Origin of the sequence: Leifsonia sp. ALI-44-B (genome assembly GCF_001984125.1) — a bacterium.
Taxonomy (GTDB): domain Bacteria; phylum Actinomycetota; class Actinomycetes; order Actinomycetales; family Microbacteriaceae; genus Okibacterium.
Window position 1 is genome coordinate 414775 of sequence record NZ_MTQL01000006.1, and the last position, 20705, is coordinate 435479.

At 68.3% G+C, this 20705-nt stretch carries 16 protein-coding genes; 9 read left to right on the plus strand and 7 right to left on the minus strand.

Translation table 11 applies throughout. The features are described 5' to 3' along the window. Positions 1-7: 7 nt before the first annotated feature. Positions 8-1213 (minus strand): FUSC family protein, encoded by a 1206-nt coding sequence (locus tag ALI44B_RS02995; RefSeq protein WP_077053256.1) that lies wholly within the window; start codon positions 1211-1213, stop codon positions 8-10. A gap of 41 nt (positions 1214-1254) precedes the next feature. Here ALI44B_RS02995 and ALI44B_RS03000 point away from each other — a divergent pair, with 41 nt between their 5' ends. Further along, entirely contained in the window at positions 1255-1776 is a 522-nt protein-coding gene (locus ALI44B_RS03000; protein ID WP_077053257.1) for a MarR family winged helix-turn-helix transcriptional regulator, read from the plus strand. An 82-nt stretch (positions 1777-1858) separates the two neighbouring features. Further along, positions 1859-3187, plus strand: a complete 1329-nt coding sequence (locus ALI44B_RS03005) for a M18 family aminopeptidase (RefSeq protein WP_077053258.1) — start codon at positions 1859-1861, stop codon at positions 3185-3187. Between the two features lie 169 nt (positions 3188-3356). On the opposite strand, the gene ALI44B_RS03010 is transcribed toward ALI44B_RS03005, so the two are convergent. Continuing rightward, a complete protein-coding gene (locus tag ALI44B_RS03010; protein ID WP_077053259.1) occupies positions 3357-4589 on the minus strand; it encodes an ammonium transporter in 1233 nt (410 codons plus the stop codon). 167 nt (positions 4590-4756) lie between these two features. After that, a complete protein-coding gene (gene zapE, locus ALI44B_RS03015) occupies positions 4757-5803 on the minus strand; it encodes a cell division protein ZapE (protein ID WP_077053260.1) in 1047 nt (348 codons plus the stop codon). Positions 5804-5944: 141 nt separating this feature from the next. Here zapE and ALI44B_RS03020 point away from each other — a divergent pair, with 141 nt between their 5' ends. From ALI44B_RS03020 to ALI44B_RS03030, 3 genes are read left to right on the plus strand one after another with little or no spacing between them, the layout of a single operon-like run. After that, on the plus strand, positions 5945-6847 hold the full coding sequence (locus ALI44B_RS03020) for a sulfurtransferase (RefSeq protein ID WP_077053261.1): 903 nt from the start codon (positions 5945-5947) through the stop codon (positions 6845-6847). A 9-nt stretch (positions 6848-6856) separates the two neighbouring features. Then, the gene (locus ALI44B_RS03025) at positions 6857-7294 is read left to right on the plus strand and encodes a SufE family protein (RefSeq protein WP_077053262.1); all 438 of its coding nucleotides are present in this window, start codon (positions 6857-6859) and stop codon (positions 7292-7294) included. Continuing rightward, positions 7291-8121: a dihydrofolate reductase family protein gene (locus ALI44B_RS03030; protein WP_083709458.1), complete on the plus strand. Its 831-nt coding sequence runs from the start codon at positions 7291-7293 to the stop codon at positions 8119-8121. Before ALI44B_RS03025 ends, ALI44B_RS03030 begins: the two co-directional genes overlap by 4 nt. Positions 8122-8236: 115 nt before the next feature. Here the strand turns inward: ALI44B_RS03030 and ALI44B_RS03035 are convergent, their stop codons facing one another. Beyond that, positions 8237-9436 (minus strand): alpha/beta hydrolase family protein, encoded by a 1200-nt coding sequence (locus ALI44B_RS03035; RefSeq protein WP_077053263.1) that lies wholly within the window; start codon positions 9434-9436, stop codon positions 8237-8239. A 25-nt stretch (positions 9437-9461) separates the two neighbouring features. On the opposite strand from ALI44B_RS03035, the gene ALI44B_RS03040 reads away from it, so the two are divergent. From ALI44B_RS03040 to ALI44B_RS03055, 4 genes are read left to right on the plus strand one after another with little or no spacing between them, the layout of a single operon-like run. Beyond that, positions 9462-10064, plus strand: a complete 603-nt coding sequence (locus ALI44B_RS03040) for a DUF3000 domain-containing protein (protein ID WP_077053264.1) — start codon at positions 9462-9464, stop codon at positions 10062-10064. After that, entirely contained in the window at positions 10057-11301 is a 1245-nt protein-coding gene (locus ALI44B_RS03045) for a ribonuclease D (RefSeq protein WP_238592024.1), read from the plus strand. Before ALI44B_RS03040 ends, ALI44B_RS03045 begins: the two co-directional genes overlap by 8 nt. Positions 11302-11326: 25 nt before the next feature. After that, positions 11327-12532 carry a thiolase family protein gene (locus tag ALI44B_RS03050; protein WP_077053265.1) on the plus strand — a complete coding sequence of 402 codons (1206 nt, stop codon included), beginning with the start codon at positions 11327-11329 and terminating at the stop codon, positions 12530-12532. 2 nt (positions 12533-12534) lie between these two features. Beyond that, a complete protein-coding gene (locus ALI44B_RS03055) occupies positions 12535-14670 on the plus strand; it encodes a 3-hydroxyacyl-CoA dehydrogenase NAD-binding domain-containing protein (RefSeq protein WP_077053266.1) in 2136 nt (711 codons plus the stop codon). A gap of 100 nt (positions 14671-14770) precedes the next feature. On the opposite strand, the gene dxs is transcribed toward ALI44B_RS03055, so the two are convergent. The 3 genes from dxs to ALI44B_RS03070 form a co-directional block, all read right to left on the minus strand. Continuing rightward, positions 14771-16774, minus strand: a complete 2004-nt coding sequence (gene dxs / locus ALI44B_RS03060) for a 1-deoxy-D-xylulose-5-phosphate synthase (protein ID WP_077053267.1) — start codon at positions 16772-16774, stop codon at positions 14771-14773. 23 nt (positions 16775-16797) lie between these two features. After that, entirely contained in the window at positions 16798-19611 is a 2814-nt protein-coding gene (gene acnA / locus ALI44B_RS03065; RefSeq protein WP_077053268.1) for an aconitate hydratase AcnA, read from the minus strand. A gap of 180 nt (positions 19612-19791) precedes the next feature. Then, complete coding sequence (locus ALI44B_RS03070; RefSeq protein ID WP_083709462.1) at positions 19792-20703, minus strand: DUF3159 domain-containing protein; 912 nt, start codon at positions 20701-20703, stop codon at positions 19792-19794. Positions 20704-20705 lie beyond the last annotated feature (2 nt).

The following is a 20705-nucleotide window of genomic DNA, read 5'->3' on the forward strand; positions in this document are numbered from 1 at the left end:
CATCTTCTCAAGCGGTCGGGGTGCCGGGCAATGGGCCGAGGGTCCCGGATGCCGGTGCGCTGTCGCGGCGGCCCCAGAGCGCCCAGGTCGCCGCGGCCACGAGGAGGGCGACGACGGTTCCGAGGGCTGTCTCGACGAGGCGGTCGACGACGAGGGTCGCCGTGTCTGTGGGATGCGCGAGGTCGATCATGACGAGGGCGAGCGGTGTGACGAACAGCAGCGCGAAGCCGTAGTTGCGCGTGACGAAGAGTTCGGCCGCGATCTGCAGGGCCACTACGAGCGCGATGGCCGCGAGACCCGACGGCTGGGCGGCGAGAAGGATAGCCGCGAGGATGAGGCCGAGGAAGGTTCCGGCGATGCGGTGGGTGGCGCGCAGGGCCGAATGCGAGAGGCGCACGGCGACGAGGGGAACGACGGCGGCGATCATGGCCCAGTAGGGGTGGCCGATGCCGAGAGCCGTGGAGAGGCCGCCGGCGAGGGCCGCTGCGACGCCGAAGCGGGCGGCGTGGGCGAGGCGTTGGGCGCCGCCGGGGAGGAGCATGGCAAGCCGGCCGGCGGCGGGCTCCGAGGCAGAGACGGAGGCCGAGGGGGTCGCTGTGGCGGGAGCTGCGCTCGACTCGGACATTGCGCGGGAGCCTGATGGAGCGGCCTCGGGCTGGGCAGACGCCGCGCCACGGCGCTCCGCGCGAGCGCGCCTCACGATCACAGCGCCCGCAGCGCCCACGATGAGCGACACGACCGCCGCGCCCGACGACACCACGAAGGCGACCAGGAGCGAGCCAGGGCCGGGCGGCACCGACGCCACGGCGCACAACGCGAAGACACCGAAGAGCGGGCCGGGCGGGTTCCAGCGGAAGACGTCGGAGAGGACGGCCACGAGCGTGGCCCACGCCGCACCGATGCCGACGATCCACCATTCGTGCGCGGGCATCCCGGCGATGACGACGCCGAGAACGACCGCACCGACCAGCACGATCGCGGCCGAAAGCTGCATGCGGAACCGGTGCCGATAACCCACGTTGCGGCCGTAGAGGGCCGCAAACGACCCGAAGGCGGCATACAAGGACCATTCGACGTGACCGAGCGCCCAGACCGTGACGAGCGGCACGACGACGGAGATGCCGGCGCGAGCGGCAACCCGATGAGAGCCCGCGTGGGGCCCGAAGACGAAGACGGTCTTCCACCAGGGAAGGGCGGGCGCAGCAGAACTCATGCTGTATATTTTACCCGTAAAGCATTTGGCAAAGGAGCGGCATGCCCGGCACCCCTGACTCTCACGAGATCCGAGACTCCGTCGACGAGACGCGCGCCGCCTGGGCGACCGTACGGCCCGAACTCGACACGACCGCGATCGCCGTGCTCGGCCGCATCCATCGCCTGTCGCGGGCGGTCACCCTGCTGAGCGACGCCCTGCTCGAACCCTTCGGCATCGGCCGCGGCGAATTCGACGTGCTCACGGTGCTGCGCCGGTCCGGCTCCCCCGTCGCCGCCACCCGGCTGGCGCATCTTCTGACGGTGTCCAACGCGGCCATCACCAAGCGGATGCTGCGGCTCGAAGCGTCCGGTCTCGCCGAGCGGCAGCGCGCCAGCCACGACAAGCGCGTCGTGCTCGTCGACCTCACCCCCGCCGGTCGCGATCTCATCGACGACGCCCTGCCCGCCCAGCTGGCACTCGAGGCCGAGATCGCCGCCGTGCTTGGGGGAGGCGATCGTGAGGCCACCGAAAACGCCCTACGCCGATTGCTGGTCGAAGCCGAACGACGGCTGAACGGCTGAACGAATAAACGACTGACGCGCGCGCATCCCGTCGGCCAGCCCTCGCGTCGTTAACCCGAACGCGCGGTGATTGAATAGCGGGATGGACGTTAACCGCTACATCGACGACTTCGCCAGTTTCATCCAGGCCTCGCCCAGCTCGTATCACGCCGCCGCCGAGGCCGCCCGGTGGCTCGACGAGGCCGGTTTCACGCGCCTGGACGAGCGCGCCGACTGGATCGATGCCACGGCCAATTCTGCAGGCGACGACGCCGGCTCGGCCTCGCCCCGCGCCGAGGCGCGCCGCCACTACGTCGTGCGTGACGGAGCCATCATCGCGTGGGTGCAGCCGCACGACGCCCACCCCACCACGCCGTTCCGCATCCTCGGCGCCCACACCGACTCCCCCGGTTTCAAGCTCAAACCGCACCCGAGCATCGGCTCGAACGGGTGGCTGCAGGCCGGCGTCGAGGTCTACGGCGGCCCCCTGCTCAACTCGTGGCTCGACCGCGAGATCGAGCTCGCCGGGCGCCTGGTCGACCGTCACGGCGTCGAGCACCTCGTGCGCACGGGCCCGTTCCTGCGCATCCCGCAGCTCGCCATCCACCTCGACCGGGGCGTCAACGACGGCCTCACGCTCGACAAGCAGCGCCACACGCAACCCGTCTACGGGGTCGGGGATGTCGGCCACTCCGATCTGCTCGCGCACCTGGCGGGGCTCGCCGGGCTCGACGCTCAGGATGTGAAGGGCTACGACATCCTGACGGCCGACACGCAGGCGCCCGCGCGCTTCGGCCTCGACAAGAAGCTCTTCGCGGCGGGCCGCATGGACAATCTCAGTTCGGTCTTCGCGGGCCTGCGGGCGCTCATGGAGGTTCCCGCCGACACCAAGACCATCAGCGTGCTCGCGGCCTTCGACCACGAAGAGCTCGGCTCGGAGACGCGTTCTGGCGCCAGCGGGCCGTTCCTCGACGATGTACTCACGCGCATCGGTGCGGGGCTCGGCCAGACACCCAGCGATCGCCTGCGCGCCTACGCCGCATCCTGGTGCCTGTCGGCTGACGCTGGGCACGTCGTGCACCCCAACTACCCCGAACGGCACGACCCGGCCAATCGGCCGATCGCCGGGTCGGGTCCGCTGCTCAAGATCAACGCCAACCAGCGCTACGCCACCGACGGACACGGGGCAGCGATGTTCGCCCATGCTGCGGCCCAGGCGGGCGTGCCCTACCAGGAGTTCGTCTCGAACAACGTCATCCCGTGCGGTTCGACCATCGGGCCGCTCACGGCGACGCGCCTCGGCATCCGCACGGTGGATGTCGGCATCGGTCTCCTGTCGATGCATTCGGCGCGCGAGCTGTGCCACGTCGACGACGCGCCCGCGCTGAGCTCGGCGATCGGGGCGTTCTTCGCCCCCGCAGACGAGAAGTAAGGCGCTCGGAGTCACCGTGCGGACGGCGCAGTAGCCGACCGCCGGGACCGGGCACCCCGCGAGAGCGCGACCCTGCAGCTGCGCAGCGACGAAGGACACTGACGACGAAGGGGATGCCGCGTGATGCGACATCCCCTTCGTGCTGTCCTGTGTCGTGTGACCCGTCGGATCAGACGACGTCGAGCGCGTAGCCCTCTTCGCCGTGCACCGACGTGTCGACACCCGCGATCTCGTCCTCGTTCTTCACGCGGAAGCCGATGGTCTTCTGGATCGCGAAACCGATCACGAGCGCGACCACGAAGGAGTAGATCAGCACGGCCAGGGCCGCCACCACCTGCAGCACCAGCTGCTCCCATCCGCCGCCGACGAACAGACCCGTCGAGGTGGCGAAGAAGCCCAGGTAAACGGTGCCAATGAGGCCACCGATGAGGTGGATGCCGACCACGTCGAGCGCGTCGTCGAAGCCCCACTTGAACTTCAATTCGATCGCGAGGGCGCACACGGCACCCGTGATGACGCCGAGCAGTAGGGCCCAGCCCGGGGTCAGGTTGGCACACGCGGGCGTGATCGCCACGAGACCGGCCACGGCACCCGAGGCCGCGCCCACCGAGGTGGCCTTGCCGTCCTTCAGCTTCTCGATGACGAGCCAGCCGATGATCGCCGCGGCCGTGGCCCCCAGCGTGTTGATCACGATGAGGCCGACGTTCTCCATGTTGTTGAGCCACTCGGCACCGGCGTTGAAGCCGAACCAGCCGAACCACAGGATGGACGCGCCGAGCAGCGTCAGCGGCACGTTGTGCGGCTTCGACATGCCCTTCTGGAACCCGACGCGTTTGCCGAGCACGAGGGCCAGCGCAAGGGCCGCGGCACCGGCGTTGATGTGCACGGCCGTTCCGCCGGCGTAGTCGATGACCGCGAGGCCCGCCTCTTCGCCGAAGAGCGTCGTGCCGAGGTTCATGATCCAGCCGCCGCCCCACACCCACGCGGCGATCGGGAAGTACGCGACCGTGGCCCAGATGCCGGCGAAGATCATCCAGGCGCCGAACTTGGCGCGGTCGGCGATGGCGCCCGAGATGAGGGCCACCGTGATGATGGCGAACGTCGCGCCGTAGGTGGCACCCAGCAGGTCGGTGTTGGCGGTCTCACCCTGCGACAGCGTCGTGAGGCCGAAATCGGAGAACGGGTTGCCCGCGAAGTCGAAGGCGCCCGAGACGGTGCTCATGTTGAAGCCGTAGAGAATCCAGAGCACGCTGATGAGGCCGAGGGCCCCGAAGCTCATCATCATCATGCTGACGACGCTCTTGGCCTTGACGAGTCCGCCGTAGAAGAAGGCGACGCCGGGCGTCATGAACAGCACGAGTGCTGTCGCCGTGATCGCCCAGGCAATGGTGCCGGTGTCCATATCGTGTCCTTAACCTGCTCGAGTGTGCATCGGGTTTGCCACCGGACGCGGGGCGTTCGGCTGGCACGATGACAGTCTCGGCGGGCGAGATTCCACGGGTGTTCACACCGCATTTCGGGTGTGTTACGGATGCACGCGAGTGTTGCGGGCGTGTTTCGGCGGTGCTGCTATTCCCCCGTCGTGAGGGCGATCATGCGCGACATCGAGCGCAGATACTTCTTGCGGTATCCGCCCGAGAGCATGTCGCCGCCGAATACCTCGTCGAGCGGTGTGCCCGTCTGCACGATGGGGATCTGGGCGTCGTACACGCGGTCGATGAAGGCCACGAGGCGCAGCGCCTCGGTCTGCGAGTCGAGCACGTGCACATCCCTCAGGCCGATCAGTGACAAGCCGTCGAGCAGGCCGATGTAGCGCGAGGGGTGCACGGTCGACAGGTGCTGGATCAGGTCGTCGAAGGTGTCGTCGGATGCTTCGTCCCCCGCGCGCCGGGTCGTGGCATCTTCGAGCGCCTCGGTGTAGGCGGCGTCGTCGCGCACGGCCGCGTGCCCCTCGATCGATCGGCGGCGGTAGTCGTTGCCGTCGATGCGCAGCGTGCGGAAGTTGTCGGACATCGCCTGGATCTCGCGCAGGAAGTCGGCCGCCGCGAAGCGCCCCTCGCCGAGGGCATTGGGCGGCGTGTTGGATGTCGCGGCGATGCGCGTGCCCGTCGCCACCAGTTCGCCGAGCAGGCGCGTCATGACCATGGTGTCGCCCGGGTCGTCGAGTTCGAACTCGTCGATGCAGATGAGCGTCGACCCACGCAGCTCTTCCACCGTCGCGGCATAACCGAGCGCGCCGACGAGCGCCGTGTACTCGATGAACGTGCCGAAGTATTTGCGCGGCCCGGGGGCGGCGTGCCACAGGGCCGCCAGGAGGTGCGTCTTGCCGACACCGAAACCGCCGTCGAGGTAGACCCCGGGCTTCACGGCGGGCGCCTTGTTCTTCTTGCGGCCGAAGAATCCACCCGACTTCTGCACGCCCCACGAGTCGGCGAATTCCGTGAGGATCGTGACGGCCTCGGCCTGGGAGGGGAAGTCGGCATCCGGCCGGTAACTCTCGAAGCTCGCCGTCTCGAACTGACGTGGCGGCACGAGGCTCGCCACGATCTGCGCACCCGAGATCTCGGGGCTGCGGGCGGCCAGGCTGACGACGCCGGTGGTCTCGGAGGGCGACATACGCTGACACCTTTGTTCATTCGGGGGGCGCGAATATGACATCCGGCTGAGGGATGCGTAGATTCACACGGGGAAGAAATCAGGACGGGCAGCCGGGAATGAAGCTGGCCGTGCTCCAGCTTAACCTCACCAGGAGGAACAATGACCGTCGAACGTGAGCAGAACCCCGAGTTCGAGGCGTACGCGCACCCCGAACGCCTCGTCAGCACCGCCTGGGTGGCGGAGAACCTCGGCCGTGAGGGCCTCGTCATCGTCGAATCCGACGAAGACGTGCTGCTCTACGAGACCGGGCACATCCCCGGAGCCGTGAAGGTCGACTGGCATACCGAGCTCAACGACCCGGTGCAGCGCGACTACATCGACGGCGCCGGTTTCGCGGCCCTGCTCTCGAAGAAGGGCATCTCGCGCGACGACACCGTGGTCATCTACGGCGACAAGAACAACTGGTGGGCCGCCTACGCCCTCTGGGTCTTCAGCCTGTTCGGCCACGAAGATGTTCGACTGATGGATGGCGGCCGCGACACGTGGATCGTCGAGGGCCGTCCCCTCACCACCGAGCGCCCCGCCCGCCCCGCCACCGACTACCCCGTCGTCACGCGCGACGACTCGGCCCTGCGCGCCTACAAGGACGACGTGCTGGCCCACCTCGGCCGCCCGCTCATCGACGTGCGCAGCCCCGAGGAGTACAGCGGCGAACGCACAACGGCTCCCGCCTACCCGGAAGAGGGCGCCCTGCGCGCCGGTCACATCCCCACCGCCCGCAGCGTGCCGTGGGGCAAGGCCGTCGCCGAGGACGGCCGGTTCAAGAACGTGGACGAGCTGTCGGCCATCTACCGCGACGGCGCCGGCCTGACCGACGGCGAACCCGTCATCGCCTACTGCCGCATCGGCGAACGCTCGAGCCACACGTGGTTCGTGCTGCAGCACCTGCTGGGCTTCGAGGACGTCAAGAACTACGACGGCTCGTGGACCGAGTGGGGCAGCGCCGTGCGCGTCCCCATCGTCACGGGCACCGAGCCGGGCGAGGCCCCGCAGACGCGCTAGCGTTGACGCATGAGTGACAGCACCCTCACCGGCCAGGCGGCCGAGATCCGCGACGAATTCCTCGACCTCGACCTGTCGTCGCGTCTCGAACTGCTGCTCGAGTTCTCGAACGAGCTGCCGGCTCTGCCCGAGCGTCTCGCCGACCACCCCGAGCTGCTCGAGCGCGTGGCCGAATGCCAGGCGCCCGTGTTCATCGTGGTCGAGGTCGACGACGGGCTCGTGACGATGTTCGCGCAGGCGCCGCCCGAGGCCCCGACCACGCGCGGGTTCGCGTCCATCCTGGCCCAGACGCTCAACGGCCTCACGGTCGACGAGGCGCTGGCCCTGCCCGACGACTACCCCCAGATGCTGGGGCTGTCTCAGGCGGTGTCGCCGCTGCGCCTCAACGGCATGAGCGGCATGCTGCAGCGCGCCAAGCGACAGCTGCGGGCCCGGGTCGGTCGATGACCACCGCGGGGTCGGCTGCGTCCGGCGCGTCCGGCACCCCCGAGGTGTCGGGTCCCTCCGACTCGGATGCCGAGGCCCCCGTCATCGCGCGCGGCACCGGGTTGACCGAGATCGTGCCCGCCACGGCATCCCGCTGCACCGGCCGCACCGCCGACTCGAAGAAGTGGGTCTCGGAGCGGTACCGCCCGCAGGCCGCCCAGTGGCTGGCGCTCAACATGATCTCGAGCATCAACGGCTCGGCGACGGGCCCGGATGGCACAAGCGAAACGCTCTCCAACCGCACCGACCGCATGATCCTCGGCGTCATCCGCGACCACGCCGACGCCGTGCTCGTGGGCGCCGAGAGCGTGCGCGCCGAAGGCTACGTCATACCGAAGACCGCCGTGCTGGCCGTCGTGACCCGATCGGGTTCGCTGTCAGGTCACAAGCTGGGCGACGACTACGACGCCGAGCGGCTCGTCGTGCTCTACCCGGAAGGCAACGAGCAGCAGGTGCTCGCCAACCTCGGCGACCTGCCGTGCCGCCGGCTAGCCATGCCGGGCGACGACCCCGGCCCTGCCGAAATCGTCGAGACCCTGGCGGCCAATGGCTACCCGAGCGTGGTGTGCGAGGGTGGGCCCAACCTGGCCGGTCAATTCATCCGTGCCGGCGAGGTGGATGCCGTGTACCTCAGCGTCGCGCCCACCTTCGTGCTGCCGGCCCGCCCCCTCATCGGCGGCGACGACGAGTTCCAGCGATGGTTCACGCTCGACGGGTTGCTCGTCGACGACGACGGCAACACCTACCATCGCCTGCGGCCCGACGCGCAGGACCGCACCGCGGCCTAACGCTCGCTGATCGGCACGCCGCCGGGAGGCAGTTGCCGCCAGACAGCTGACGCACTGACCGGCTGACCCCCGTTGACCGGCCGGCGTGCACCGGTCGCGCCGCGGTCGCCAGCGCTCAGGCGCCGCGCGGGAAGTTCTTGTCGAGCCAGCCCGCGATGGAGCGATTCCAGCGATCGGGATCGTAGTTCCACAGCTTCGTGTGGCGAGCCACCTGGAAGATGTCGAGCGTCACGAGATCGGGTCGCGCATCGGCGAGAGCGTGCGAACCGCTCGACGGCACGAAACCGTCATCGTCGCTGTGCAAGATAAGGATCGGCACCGACAACTCGCTGCTGCGCGCGACGATATCGAGCGAGGGCAAGTCGAGCGGCGCGTCGAGGCCCGTCAGGCGGCGGCCCCACGGGTTGCCGAGCGCTGCGAGGGCGCCGTGCCGCACGATGGGCGGGATGCTCTCGGCCTCGGCCTGGAACACGAGCACACGATTCCAGTCGGTGACGGGCGATTCGAGGATTATTCCGCGCACGGCGTCGCGATTGCGGCCCTGGAGAGCGACCTGCAGGCTGATGGCGCCACCCATCGACCATCCCATGAGGATGACGTCGCGCGCACCGGCGGCCAACGCGTAATCGATGGCCGCATCGACGTCTTCCCACTCGGTGGCGCCGAGGCCATAGCGGCCGTCGGCGCTGCGCGGGGCGTCGCCGTCATTGCGGTAGGACACGTTGAGCGTGGTGAAGCCGGCATCGCGCAGCACGGGAACCGCCCGCACCGTCTCACCCCGGCTGACGCCACGACCGTGAACCAGGATGACCCAGGTGTCGCGCGCGTTCTCGGCGGGCACGAGCCAGGCGGGCGCCGCGCCGATGGGCGTCTCGATGCGCACGCTCTCGGACTCGAGGCCCAACTCGCGCGGGTGCTGGTAGTACCAGCCGCTGAAGGTGGCACGGCCGTGCAGCGGCAGGCCGATCTCGTCGCTCTCGAGGCGACGCGTCACCGACGTGCGGTCGCGCCAGAGCACCGGGCCGAGCTTGAGATAGCGCTCGGGCTGGCCGAACCACATGCCGTACCGACCCGGAAGAATCGTGTCGGGCGTGGCCCGCAGCGTGATGGTCTTGCGGCGACGATTGAGCGAGAGCACCTCGGTGTCTCGCTGCCTCTGCTTGGCCGGCGTCACCACCATGCGGGCGACGGCACCCACGGCGACGACGGAAGCGATCGATGCGAGTGCGGCGACACCGCCGACGGCTGCGGCAGTAATGCCCACAATGCTCGGCGACGGCTTGCGGCTTGGGACGGCGTGGCTCTGGGCTTTCATTGGAAAGTAACTCTAGTCTGCGAGGGTGGCTGATACACCGATCCCGGGCGAGTACCCGGTGGAGTTCCAGGTTGCGCTCGACGCCGTGCGTCGCGCGGACAACCGTCCCGAACTCACCGTGACCGAAATCCCCGCCCCCGGCAAGCTGGCGCCCTACGCCGTCGCTCTTGCCGCCGATGTCACGCCCGCGCCCGCCCGGCACGGCGAGGACTCGCCGCTCGGCACCGGCCGCTTCATCCTCTTGCACGACCCCGACGGTGTGGATGCCTGGGGCGGCACGTTCCGCATCGTGTGCTTCGCGCAGGCCCCCCTCGAGACCGAGATCGGCCTGGACCCGTTCCTCGCCGAGGTCTCCTGGTCCTGGCTCGTCGACGCGCTCGACGCCCGCGACGCCCAGTACACGGCCGCCTCGGGCACGGCCACCAAGATCCTGTCCTCCGGCTTCGGCGAGCTTGCCGAGCAGGGTGACGGCGCACAGATCGAGCTGCGCGCATCCTGGACACCCCTCGAGCAGGATGTCTCGGCGCATGTCGAGGGCTGGGGCGAGCTGCTGTGCATGCTCGCGGGCCTTCCCCCGACCACCGAAGGCGTCACGCTGCTCTCGACGAAAAGGAACCTCCGTGGCTGATCGTCACGTCATCGACACCCGCGAAGAGTATCTCGAGGCCGTCGACGCCATCGCCGCCGGGCATGGACCCGTCGCGGTCGACGCCGAGCGCGCCTCGGGTTACCGCTATTCGCAGCGCGCCTACCTCATCCAGGTGTTCCGCCGCGGCGCGGGCATCTTCCTCTTCGACCCGCCCGCGATCGGCTCGTTCGACGAGCTGCAGGCGGTCATCCGCGACGAGGAATGGGTGCTGCACGCCGCGAGCCAGGACCTGGCCTGCCTGCGCGAAGTTGGTCTCTCCCCCACGCACATCTTCGACACCGAACTGGGCGGACGCCTGCTGGGCCTCGCGCGCGTCGGCCTCGGCGCCGTAGTCGAGGAGTTGCTCGGCATCCACCTGGCCAAGGAGCACTCGGCTGCCGACTGGTCGACGCGCCCGCTGCCCGAATCCTGGCTCGAATACGCGGCGCTCGACGTCGAACTGCTCGTCGACGTGCGCGACAAGATGGACGAGATGCTCGTCGAGAGCGGCAAGAAGCAGATCGCCGAGCAGGAGTTCGACGCCGAGGTGCAGAAACCCGAGCGAGCCCCGCGGCACGAGCCGTGGCGCCGCCTCTCCGGTCTGCACTCGGTGCGCGGTGCCCGCAACCTGGCCGTCGCGCGTTCGCTGTGGGAGGCGCGTGATGCCCTCGCCCGCGAACTCGACACGGCGCCCGGGCGACTCGTGCCCGACACGTCGCTCGTCGCGGCCGTGAAGGCCGAGCCCAAGTCATCCAGCCAGCTCGCCAGCCTGCGCGCCTTCAGCGGCCGCGCCAGCCGCACCGAGATCGACCGGTGGTGGGCCGCCATCGAGGAGGGTCGCACGACGACCGACCTGCCGGTGCTGCGGCCCCAGACCGACACGCTGCCGCCGCCCCGCAGCTGGTCAGAGCGCAACCCGGAAGCCGATCTGCGCCTGAAGGCTGCCCGCGCCGCTTTGACGACGGTCGCCGAAGAGCTCGGGATGCCGGTCGAGAATCTTCTGACGCCCGAAACGCTGCGGCGCGTGGCGTGGGAACCGCCCGCCGAACTGGATGCCGCACACATCCGCTCGGCTCTGGAAGCGCTCGGCGCGCGCCCGTGGCAACTAGAGATAACCTCCGAGCCAATCGCCGCAGCCTTTGTGGAAGCCCACAACGCGCCACCGGTCGAGGAGAGCCCGAGTCGTAGGAAGGGTCAAAGGATTCCCGGCGGGAATGCGCTCCTCCTAGGCTTCTGAGCAACATCCGAAAGTGGGAGGCAGAGTGGCCGAGAGAACTGACGTCTATTTCGTCGATGGTGTTCGTACCCCGTTTGGGCGCGCCGGAGAAAAAGGCATGTACTGGAACACCCGGGCGGACGATCTGGTGGTGAAAGCCATGATCGGTTTGCTCGAGCGAAACCCCGACGTGCCGAAGGATCGGGTCGACGATGTGGCCATCGCGGCCACGACCCAGGTCGGTGACCAGGGCTTGACGCTCGGCCGCACGGCCGCGCTGCTCGCCGGACTCCCCCGTTCGGTTCCCGGTTTCGCCATCGACCGCATGTGCGCGGGTGCCATGACGAGCGTCACCACCCTCGGCAGCGGTATCGCTTTCGGCGCCTACGATGTCGCCATCGCCGGCGGCGTCGAGCACATGGGCCGGCACCCCATGGGATTCAACGCCGACCCCAACCCGCGGTTCCTCGCCGAGAAGCTCGTCTCGGGCGACGCGCTCGACATGGGCAAGACCGCCGAGCGCATCCACGACCGTTTCCCGCACCTCACCAAGGAGCGCTCCGACCGGTTCGGCATGCTGAGCCAGCAGAAGATCGCGGCGGCCTATGCCGCCGGCAAGATCCAACCCGACCTCGTTCCCGTCGCCCTGCGCTCGGAACAGGGCTGGGGCCTCGCCACGCAGGACGAGGGCATGCGGCCCGAGACGACCATGGAGGGGCTCGCCTCGCTGCGCACGCCCTTCCGCCCGCACGGGCGCGTCACGGCCGGTAACGCCTCTCCCCTGACCGACGGCGCCACCGTGAGCCTGCTCGCCGGCTCGGATGCCGTCAAGGAATTCGGTCTGCGACCCAAGATGCGCATGGTCAGCTTCGCCTTCGCGGGCGTCGAGCCCGAGATCATGGGCATCGGCCCCGTGCCCTCCACCGAGAAGGCGCTGCGCAAGGCCGGCCTGACGATCGACGACATCGGCCTGTTCGAGCTCAACGAGGCGTTCGCCGTGCAGGTGCTGTCGCTGCTCGACCACTTCGGCATCGACGACGACGACCCGCGCGTGAACCCCTGGGGCGGTGCCATCGCCGTGGGCCACCCGCTCGCCGCATCCGGTGTGCGCCTCATGATTCAGCTCGCGGCCCAGTTCGAGGAGCACCCTGAGGTGCGCTACGGCCTCACCGCCATGTGCGTCGGCCTCGGCCAGGGCGGCTCCGTGATCTGGGAGAACCCGCACTTCACGGGCAAGAAGGGACGCAAATAGCCATGACCGACTACACGACGATCGACTTCTCCGAACTGCTCGCGCTCAGCGCCGACGAGGTCGTCACGCACGCGTTCGTGCGCGACATCCCCCTCGCCTCGGGCAAGACGCTCGCACTCGTCACGCTCGACAACGGGCGCGACCACACGCGGCCCAACACGCTCGGCCCGGCAACGCTGCTCGAGCTCGACGGTGTGCTCGACGCCCAGCGCGCCCGCGCCGCCGCCGGCGAGATCGACGGACTGGCCATCACGGGCAAGCCGTTCATCCTGGCCGCCGGCGCCGACCTGTCGAAGGTGAGCGAGATCCCCTCGAAGAAGGTTGCGAAGCAGCTCGCGCAGCTCGGGCACCATGTGCTCGGCAAACTGGGCGACCTGGGCGTTCCCACCTTCGTGTTCATCAACGGGCTCGCGCTCGGCGGCGGGCTCGAGATCGGCTTGAACGCCACCTACCGCACCATCGACGCCGCGGCCCCGGCCGTCGCACTGCCCGAAGTGTTCCTCGGAATCATCCCGGGCTGGGGCGGCGCCTACCTGCTGCCCAACCTGATCGGCATCGAGAACGCCCTCAAGGTGGTCGTCGAGAACCCGCTCAAGACCAACCGGATGCTGAAGGCCCAGCAGGTCTTCGACCTCGGCATCGCCGACGCCATCTTCCCGTCGGCCAGCTACCTCGAATCCTCGCTCGCGTGGGCCGACGGCGTCCTCTCCGGCCGCGTCAAGGTCGTGCGCAAGAACGAACCCGGCAAGGTCGAACGACTCGTCAAGTGGGATGCCGCCATCGGCATCGCGCGCAAGATGCTCGAGTCGAAGATCGGCACCGTGCCGAAGTCGCCGTATGCCGCGCTCGACCTGCTGAAGGCCGCCAAGAGCGGGTCGAAGGCCGACGGGTTCGCGCGCGAAGACGAGGCGCTCTCCGAGCTCATCTCGGGCGACCAGTTCCAGGCGAGCATCTATGCGTTCAACCTCGTGCAGAAGCGCGCCAAGCATCCGGCCGGTGCGCCTGACAAGAAGCTCGCGCAGCGCGTGACGAAGGTCGGCGTGATCGGAGCGGGTCTCATGGCCAGCCAGTTCGCACTGCTGTTCGTGCGGCGCCTGCAGGTGCCCGTCGTGATCACCGACCTCGACCAGGCGCGCGTCGACAAGGGCATCTCTTACATCCGCGATGAGATCGACGCGCTGCTCACCAAGGGACGCATCGGCAACGACGAGGCCAACCGGCTGAAGGCCCTCGTGACGGGGACGACCTCGAAGGCCGACTTCGCCGACTGCGACTGGGTCATCGAGGCCGTCTTCGAGGAGCTGGGTGTCAAGCAGGATGTCTTTGCCGACGTCGAGCAGTACATCTCCGACACCGCCATCCTCGCGACCAACACCTCATCGCTGTCGGTGGAGCAGATCGGCTCGAAGCTCAAGCATCCCGAAAGGGTCGTGGGCTTCCACTTCTTCAACCCGGTCGCCGTCATGCCGCTCATCGAGGTGGTGCGCACGCCGCACACGACCGACGAGGCCCTGGCGACGGCCAGGGTGACGGCTGCCAACCTGAAGAAGAACGCCGTCATCACGCGGGACACTCCCGGTTTCGTCGTCAACCGCATCCTCGCCAAGCTGCTCGGCGAGGCGATGCATGCCGTCGACACGGGCACCCCCTTCGACGTGGTCAACCACGCGCTCGACGACTTCGGCCTGCCGATGTCACCGTTCGAGCTGCTCGAACTCGTCGGACTCACGGTGGGCGCGCACGTGCTCGACACGCACCACGCGGCGTTCCCCGAGCGCTTCTTCGACAGCCCCAACCTGCACCGCCTCGCCGAACACGGCAAGATCTTCGAGCGCGACGGCAAGGGCAAGATCACGGGCTTCGACAAAAAGGCCGTGAAGATCGTCTCGGGCGGCACGACTCCTCAGACCGGCGAGGAGATCCGCCGCCGCGTCGAAGACGGTCTGGCCGACGAGATCCACCGCATGCTCGAGGATGGCGTGGTGCACGCGCCCGAGGACATCGACCTGTGCCTCATCCTCGGGGCCGGCTGGCCGTTCCACATGGGCGGCGCGACGCCGTACCTCGACCGCGTGGGTGCCTCGGAGCGGGTCTTCGACGACACGTTCCACCACCCGCCCATCGTCGGCGTCGAGTAGCGCTCGGCGCGACCACACGCTGAAGGCCCCCTGTCTCACGAGAGGGGGCCCTCAGCGTGTTCTGCGCGTTCTGCGCGTTCTGCGCGTTCTGCGTGCGGTCTTACAGCTGTTCGGCGTCTCCGTCGGCCTTCGTCGTGCGGCCGGGAACGGCGTGTTGCTCCTCGTCGGATTCGCCGCCCAGCGAAGGCTCGTCTCCGTCATTCGCAAGGGGCCGCGCCACGGGGATGCGGCTGCCGAGCACCTGGTCGACCACATCGCGCGCGATCTGCTGGGCCGTCAGCCCGGCGTCCGTGAGGATCTGGTCGCGCGAGGCGTGGTCGATGAACTCATCGGGCACACCCAGTTCGTCGACGGCCGTGTCGACTCCGGCCGCACGCAGGTCCTGCCGAATACGCGTACCCACGCCGCCGACTCGGATGCCGTCCTCGATCGTGATGACCAGTCGGTGTTCGCGCGCCAGGTCGATCACGCTCTGCGCCACAGGAACGACCCAGCGCGGGTCGATGACCGTCGCGCCGATGCCCTGCGCCTGCAGCCGCTCGGCCACGTCTACGCCCATTGCGGCCATCGGGCCGACCGTGATGATCAACACGTCGTTGCGCTCGCTTTCGACGAGCACCTCCACGCCGTCGTCGAAACGTCGGATGGCGGGCAATTCGGGGTTGACCGAGCCCTTCGGGAACCGCAGTACGGTGGGCGCGTCCTCGACGCGCACGGCCTCGGCGAGTTCTTCGCGCAAGCGCACGGCGTCGCGGGGCGCGGCGATACGGATGTGGGGCACGACCTGCAGGATGGCGAGGTCCCAGATGCCGTGGTGGCTCGGGCCGTCGGGGCCCGTGACCCCGGCGCGGTCGAGCACGAACGTGACGCCAGCCTTGTGCAGCGCGACATCCATCAGAATCTGGTCGAAGGCGCGGTTCACGAACGTGGCGTACAGCGCGACCACGGGGTGCAATCCCCCGAAGGCCAGACCGGCGGCGGATGTCGCGGCGTGCTGTTCGGCGATACCGACGTCGTGCACGCGCTTCGGGAAACGCTCGGCCATGCGGTGCAAACCCGTGGGGCGCAGCATGGCGGCCGTGATGCCCACGATCTTGTCGTTGCGCTCGGCCTCGTGCACGAGGGCGTCGCTGAAGATGCCGGTCCACGAATCGCCCTCGGATGCCGTCACGGGCTCACCCGTGATCGGGTCGATCTTGCCGACGGCGTGGAACTGGTCGGCGACGTCGTCGACGGCGGGGCCGTAGCCCTTACCCTTCTGCGTGATGGCGTGCACGATGACGGGCGCGTTGTGTTCGCGCGCCTGCGTGAGCGCCTCCTGCATAGCGTCGACGTCGTGCCCGTCGACCGGGCCGATGTACTTGATGTCGAGGTTCGAGTAGAGCGCCTCGTTATCGGTGAAGCGGCTGAGGAACCCGTGCAGGCCGCCGCGCACACCGCGGTAGAACGCGCGAGCGGGCGAGCCCAGCCGGGAGAATGCCTTCTCGCTCGACTTCTGCAGCGTCGTGTACATGGGACGCGTGCGCACGTTGCTGAGGAACTTGGCCATGCCGCCGATGGTGGGCGCATAGGAGCGGCCGTTGTCGTTGACGACGATGATGAGGCGACGTGTGTTGTCGTCGCTGATGTTGTTCAGCGCCTCCCACGTCATGCCGCCCGTGAGGGCCCCGTCGCCCACGACCGCGACGACGGCCCGGTCGTGCTGGCCCGTCATGTCGTAGGCGCGCGAAATGCCGTCGGCCCAGCTGAGGGATGACGACGCGTGCGAGGACTCGACGATGTCGTGCGGCGACTCGGAGCGCTGCGGATACCCCGCGAGGCCACCGCGCTGGCGGAGGCCCGCGAAGTCTTGCCGACCCGTGAGCAGCTTGTGCACGTAGCTCTGGTGCCCGGTGTCGAACACGATCGAGTCACGCGGGGACTCGAACACTCGGTGGATCGCGATCGTGAGTTCGATCACACCGAGGTTCGGCCCCAAGTGCCCGCCGGTCCGCGACACCTCGCTGACGAGGAAGTCGCGGATCTCTTGGGCGAGCTGCACCAGCTGCTCGCTCGAGAGGCCATCGAGATCACGGGGACCATGGATGTTCTCGAGAAGGCTCATAGATGCGAGTCTAGCTCTGCTACCTAGGCGACCAATGAGCGCAACACGTACTGCAGGATTCCACCGTTGCGGTAGTAATCTGCCTCACCGGGCGTGTCGATGCGGACGACGGCGTCGAACTCGATCGGGCTGCGCGAGGCATCCGATTCGTTGCTCGGCGTGGCGACCACGTGCACGGTCTTGGGCGTGTGGCCCTCGTTGAGCTCTTCGATGCCCGTGATCGAAACGACCTCGGTTCCATCGAGGCCCAGGCTCTCGGCCGTCTCGCCCGCGGGGAACTGCAGCGGCACGACACCCATTCCGATGAGGTTGGAACGGTGGATGCGCTCGAAGCTCTCGGCGATGACGGCGCGCACACCGAGCAGCGAGGTGCCCTTGGCCGCCCAGTCACGCGACGAACCCGAGCCGTACTCCTTGCCCGCGAAGATCACGAGCGGGATGCCGGCGGCCTGGTAGTTCTCGGACGCGTCGTAGATGAACGACTGCGGGGCGCCGTCCTGCGTGAAGTCGCGGGTGTAGCCACCCTCGACGCCGTCGAGCAGCTGGTTGCGCAGGCGGATGTTCGCGAAGGTTCCGCGAATCATGACCTCGTGGTTTCCGCGACGCGAGCCGTAGGAGTTGAAGTCCTTGCGGTCGACGCCGTTGGCGGCCAGGTAGTGGCCGGCCGGGCTGTCGGCCTTGATCTGGCCGGCGGGGCTGATGTGGTCGGTCGTGACCGAGTCGCCCAGCTTGGCGAGGACGCGCGCACCCGTGATGTCGGTGACCGGGGTGGTCTCGAGCGTCATGCCGTCGAAGTATGGGGGCTTCCGCACGTAGGTGGAGGTTTCATCCCACTCGAACGTGGCGCCCGTGGGCGTCGGCAGCGAACGCCAGCGCTCGTCACCCTCGAAGACACCCGCGTACTCGTGGGTGAACATCTCGGTGTCGATGGATGAGTCGATGGTCGACTGCACCTCGGCGGCGTCGGGCCAGATGTCCTTCAGGAAGACGTCGTTGCCGTCTTCGTCGAGGCCGAGCGCGTCGGTCTCGAAGTCGAAGTTCATGGTGCCGGCGAGGGCGTAGGCGATGACGAGCGGCGGGCTCGCCAGGTAGTTCATCTTCACGTCGGGGTTGATGCGACCCTCGAAGTTGCGGTTTCCGCTCAGTACGGCCGTGACGGCCAGGTCGTTCTTCTGAACAGCCTCTGACACCTCTTCGGGCAGCGGGCCCGAGTTGCCGATGCACGTGGTGCAGCCGTAGCCGACGAGGTAGAAGCCGAGGTCTTCGAGGTAGCCCGTGAGGCCGGCCTTGTCGTAGTAGTCGGTGACGACCTTCGAGCCGGGAGCAAGCGTGGTCTTGACCCACGGCTTGGCCTTCAGGCCCTTCTTGCTGGCGTTGCGAGCGAGCAGCCCGGCCGCGAGCATGACCGACGGGTTGGACGTGTTGGTGCACGACGTGATGGCCGCGATGGCGACGGCCCCGTGGTCGATGGTGACGTCGTCGCCCGAGGCGAGCGTGATTTCGGTGGGCTTCGTCACCGTCTGGGGTGCCGTGCTCTGGTGCTCGTGGTGGTGGTGCGACTCGCCATCCTCCGGCTGCAATTCACCGGGGTCGGATGCCGGGAACGACTGCGCGACGGTCAGGTCGACGATGTCGTGCTCCACCGTTGCGTAGTTGTTGAGGTCGACCGCGAACTGGCTCTTGGCTGCGGACAGCTCGATGCGGTCCTGCGGGCGCTTCGGGCCGGCGATCGACGGGACGACCGTCGCGAGGTCGAGCTCGAGGTATTCGCTGAAGACGGGCTCGACCGACGGGTCGTGCCAGAGCGTCTGCTCCTTGGCGTAGGCCTCGACGAGCGCGACCTGCTCGTCGCTGCGACCCGTGAGGCGCAGGTAGTCGAGCGTGACGTCGTCGATGGGGAACATGGCAGCGGTGGAACCGAACTCGGGGCTCATGTTGCCGATGGTGGCGCGGTTGGCGAGCGGCACGGCGCCGACGCCCGAACCGTAGAACTCGACGAACTTGCCGACGACGCCGTGCTTGCGCAGCATCTCGGTGATGGTGAGGACGACGTCGGTGGCCGTGACACCCGTGGGGATGGTGCCCGAGAGCTTGAAGCCGACGACCTTCGGAATGAGCATGGAGACGGGCTGGCCGAGCATGGCCGCCTCGGCCTCGATGCCGCCGACGCCCCAGCCCAGCACGCCCAGGCCATTGACCATAGTCGTGTGCGAGTCGGTGCCGACACAGGTGTCGGGGTAGGCCTGCAGCACGCCGCCGACCTCACGCGTCATGGTGACGCGCGCCAGGTATTCGATGTTGACCTGGTGCACGATGCCCGTTCCGGGCGGGACGACCTTGAAGTCGTCGAACGCGGTCTGGCCCCAGCGAAGGAACTGGTAGCGCTCACCGTTGCGCTCGTACTCGATCTCGACGTTGCGCTCGAAGGCGTTGGGCTGGCCGAAGAGGTCGGCGATGACCGAGTGGTCGATGACGAGCTCGGCGGGGGCGAGCGGGTTGATCTTGGTGGGGTCGCCGCCCAGAGCCGAGACGGCCTCGCGCATGGTGGCGAGGTCGACGATGCAGGGCACACCGGTGAAGTCCTGCATGACCACGCGGGCCGGGCTGAACTGGATTTCGGTGTCGGGCTCGGATGCGGGGTTCCACTGCGAGATGGCCTCGATCTGCGACCGCGTGACGTTCTTGCCGTCTTCGGTGCGGAGCAGGTTCTCGAGCAGGACCTTCAGGCTGAACGGGAGCTTCTCGTAACCGGCGACGCTGTCGATTCGGAAGATCTCGTAGTCGGTTTCACCGACGGTGAGCTGTTGTTTGGCCCCAAAGCTGTTCACGTTTGACACTGTGCCTTCTCCTTCGTTGGCAGAGGCAAGTCGCACGCTTGCCGCTTGTCGATTCTCGGCCTCAGAAGGGGGGTAAGGCTAGCAAGGCGAGCCTAAGTGCTTCCGAGAAACGGCGATCGAACGTTGCCGTATTTATCTTGATGTCGAGATAATTCTAGCAGCGTGCGGCGGGGTGCGGCGTCAGGTGGGCGAACCCGGGCGAACGGGCGTGTCGGATGCCACAGCATCCGTTTCGGGGGCACGGTAGAGGCCGCGCACCACGAGCCAGCTGACGACGAGCAGCGGCGCATAGAGCGGGATGCCCATGAGCAGCTTCGTCGAGCCCAACCATTCGACGTTGCCCGAGAAGTAGAGGGGCAACTGCACGGCCAGGCGCAGGATGAAGAGGCCCGCCCAGGCAAGTGTGAGCCAGCGGAGTGCGCGCCGCTTGACGCGGTCCTGGCGCCAGGCGACGCCGTCGTTCATGAGGAAGCCGACGGCCAGGCCGATCAGGGGCCACCCGACAAGCACCGAGATCAAGAGGACGGCGCCGTACCCGCCGTTGGTGAAGAAGCCCAGGACGAAGTTGTCCTCGGGCTTGTTGGTGATGAGGGCCAGAACGGCCGACAGCACGACGCCCACGAGGCCGCCGAGAGCCGCCGTCACCGGCGTCTTGCCAATGATGCGCAGGAGCGTGAGCAGCGCAGCGACGCCGACCGAGACGCCGAGGGCCCAGGGAAGGCTCTGCGTGAAGGTGAAGACGAGGAGGAAGAGCAGACCGGGCACGATGGCTTCGATGATGCCGCGCACCCCGCCCATGGCCTTTAAGAGGGCGGCGCCGGTCGGGCGTTCGGACTCCATGAGGTCGCCCAGCCCGGCCTTGCGGGCGGCCCCCGCGAGGGAGGCGCCGAGGACCGTGGCGGGCTCGGGAGCATCATGATCGGCAGCTGCACCGCTCCCGACGGGCGCCGAACGCTGCGCCGGCACCGAGGGCTCCGAACCCTGAGCCGGCACCCCGGACGCCGAACCCTGGGTCGAGACCGCGGCCTCGTCGGGCGACGTGCCGTAGCGGCCGACGGGGTGCTCGCCGTTTCCCTGGTGAGGATCGCTCATGC

What these genes read in the sequence shown, in the direction of transcription:
- ALI44B_RS02995 (WP_077053256.1), bottom strand. Translation starts at nt 1,213, where the DNA reads ATGAGTTCTGCTGCGCCCGCCCTTCCCTGGTGGAAGACCGTCTTCGTC.
- ALI44B_RS03000 (WP_077053257.1), top strand. Translation starts at nt 1,255, where the DNA reads ATGCCCGGCACCCCTGACTCTCACGAGATCCGAGACTCCGTCGACGAG.
- ALI44B_RS03005 (WP_077053258.1), top strand. Translation starts at nt 1,859, where the DNA reads ATGGACGTTAACCGCTACATCGACGACTTCGCCAGTTTCATCCAGGCC.
- ALI44B_RS03010 (WP_077053259.1), bottom strand. Translation starts at nt 4,589, where the DNA reads ATGGACACCGGCACCATTGCCTGGGCGATCACGGCGACAGCACTCGTG.
- zapE (WP_077053260.1), bottom strand. Translation starts at nt 5,803, where the DNA reads ATGTCGCCCTCCGAGACCACCGGCGTCGTCAGCCTGGCCGCCCGCAGC.
- ALI44B_RS03020 (WP_077053261.1), top strand. Translation starts at nt 5,945, where the DNA reads ATGACCGTCGAACGTGAGCAGAACCCCGAGTTCGAGGCGTACGCGCAC.
- ALI44B_RS03025 (WP_077053262.1), top strand. Translation starts at nt 6,857, where the DNA reads ATGAGTGACAGCACCCTCACCGGCCAGGCGGCCGAGATCCGCGACGAA.
- ALI44B_RS03030 (WP_083709458.1), top strand. Translation starts at nt 7,291, where the DNA reads ATGACCACCGCGGGGTCGGCTGCGTCCGGCGCGTCCGGCACCCCCGAG.
- ALI44B_RS03035 (WP_077053263.1), bottom strand. Translation starts at nt 9,436, where the DNA reads ATGAAAGCCCAGAGCCACGCCGTCCCAAGCCGCAAGCCGTCGCCGAGC.
- ALI44B_RS03055 (WP_077053266.1), top strand. Translation starts at nt 12,535, where the DNA reads ATGACCGACTACACGACGATCGACTTCTCCGAACTGCTCGCGCTCAGC.
- dxs (WP_077053267.1), bottom strand. Translation starts at nt 16,774, where the DNA reads ATGAGCCTTCTCGAGAACATCCATGGTCCCCGTGATCTCGATGGCCTC.
- ALI44B_RS03070 (WP_083709462.1), bottom strand. Translation starts at nt 20,703, where the DNA reads ATGAGCGATCCTCACCAGGGAAACGGCGAGCACCCCGTCGGCCGCTAC.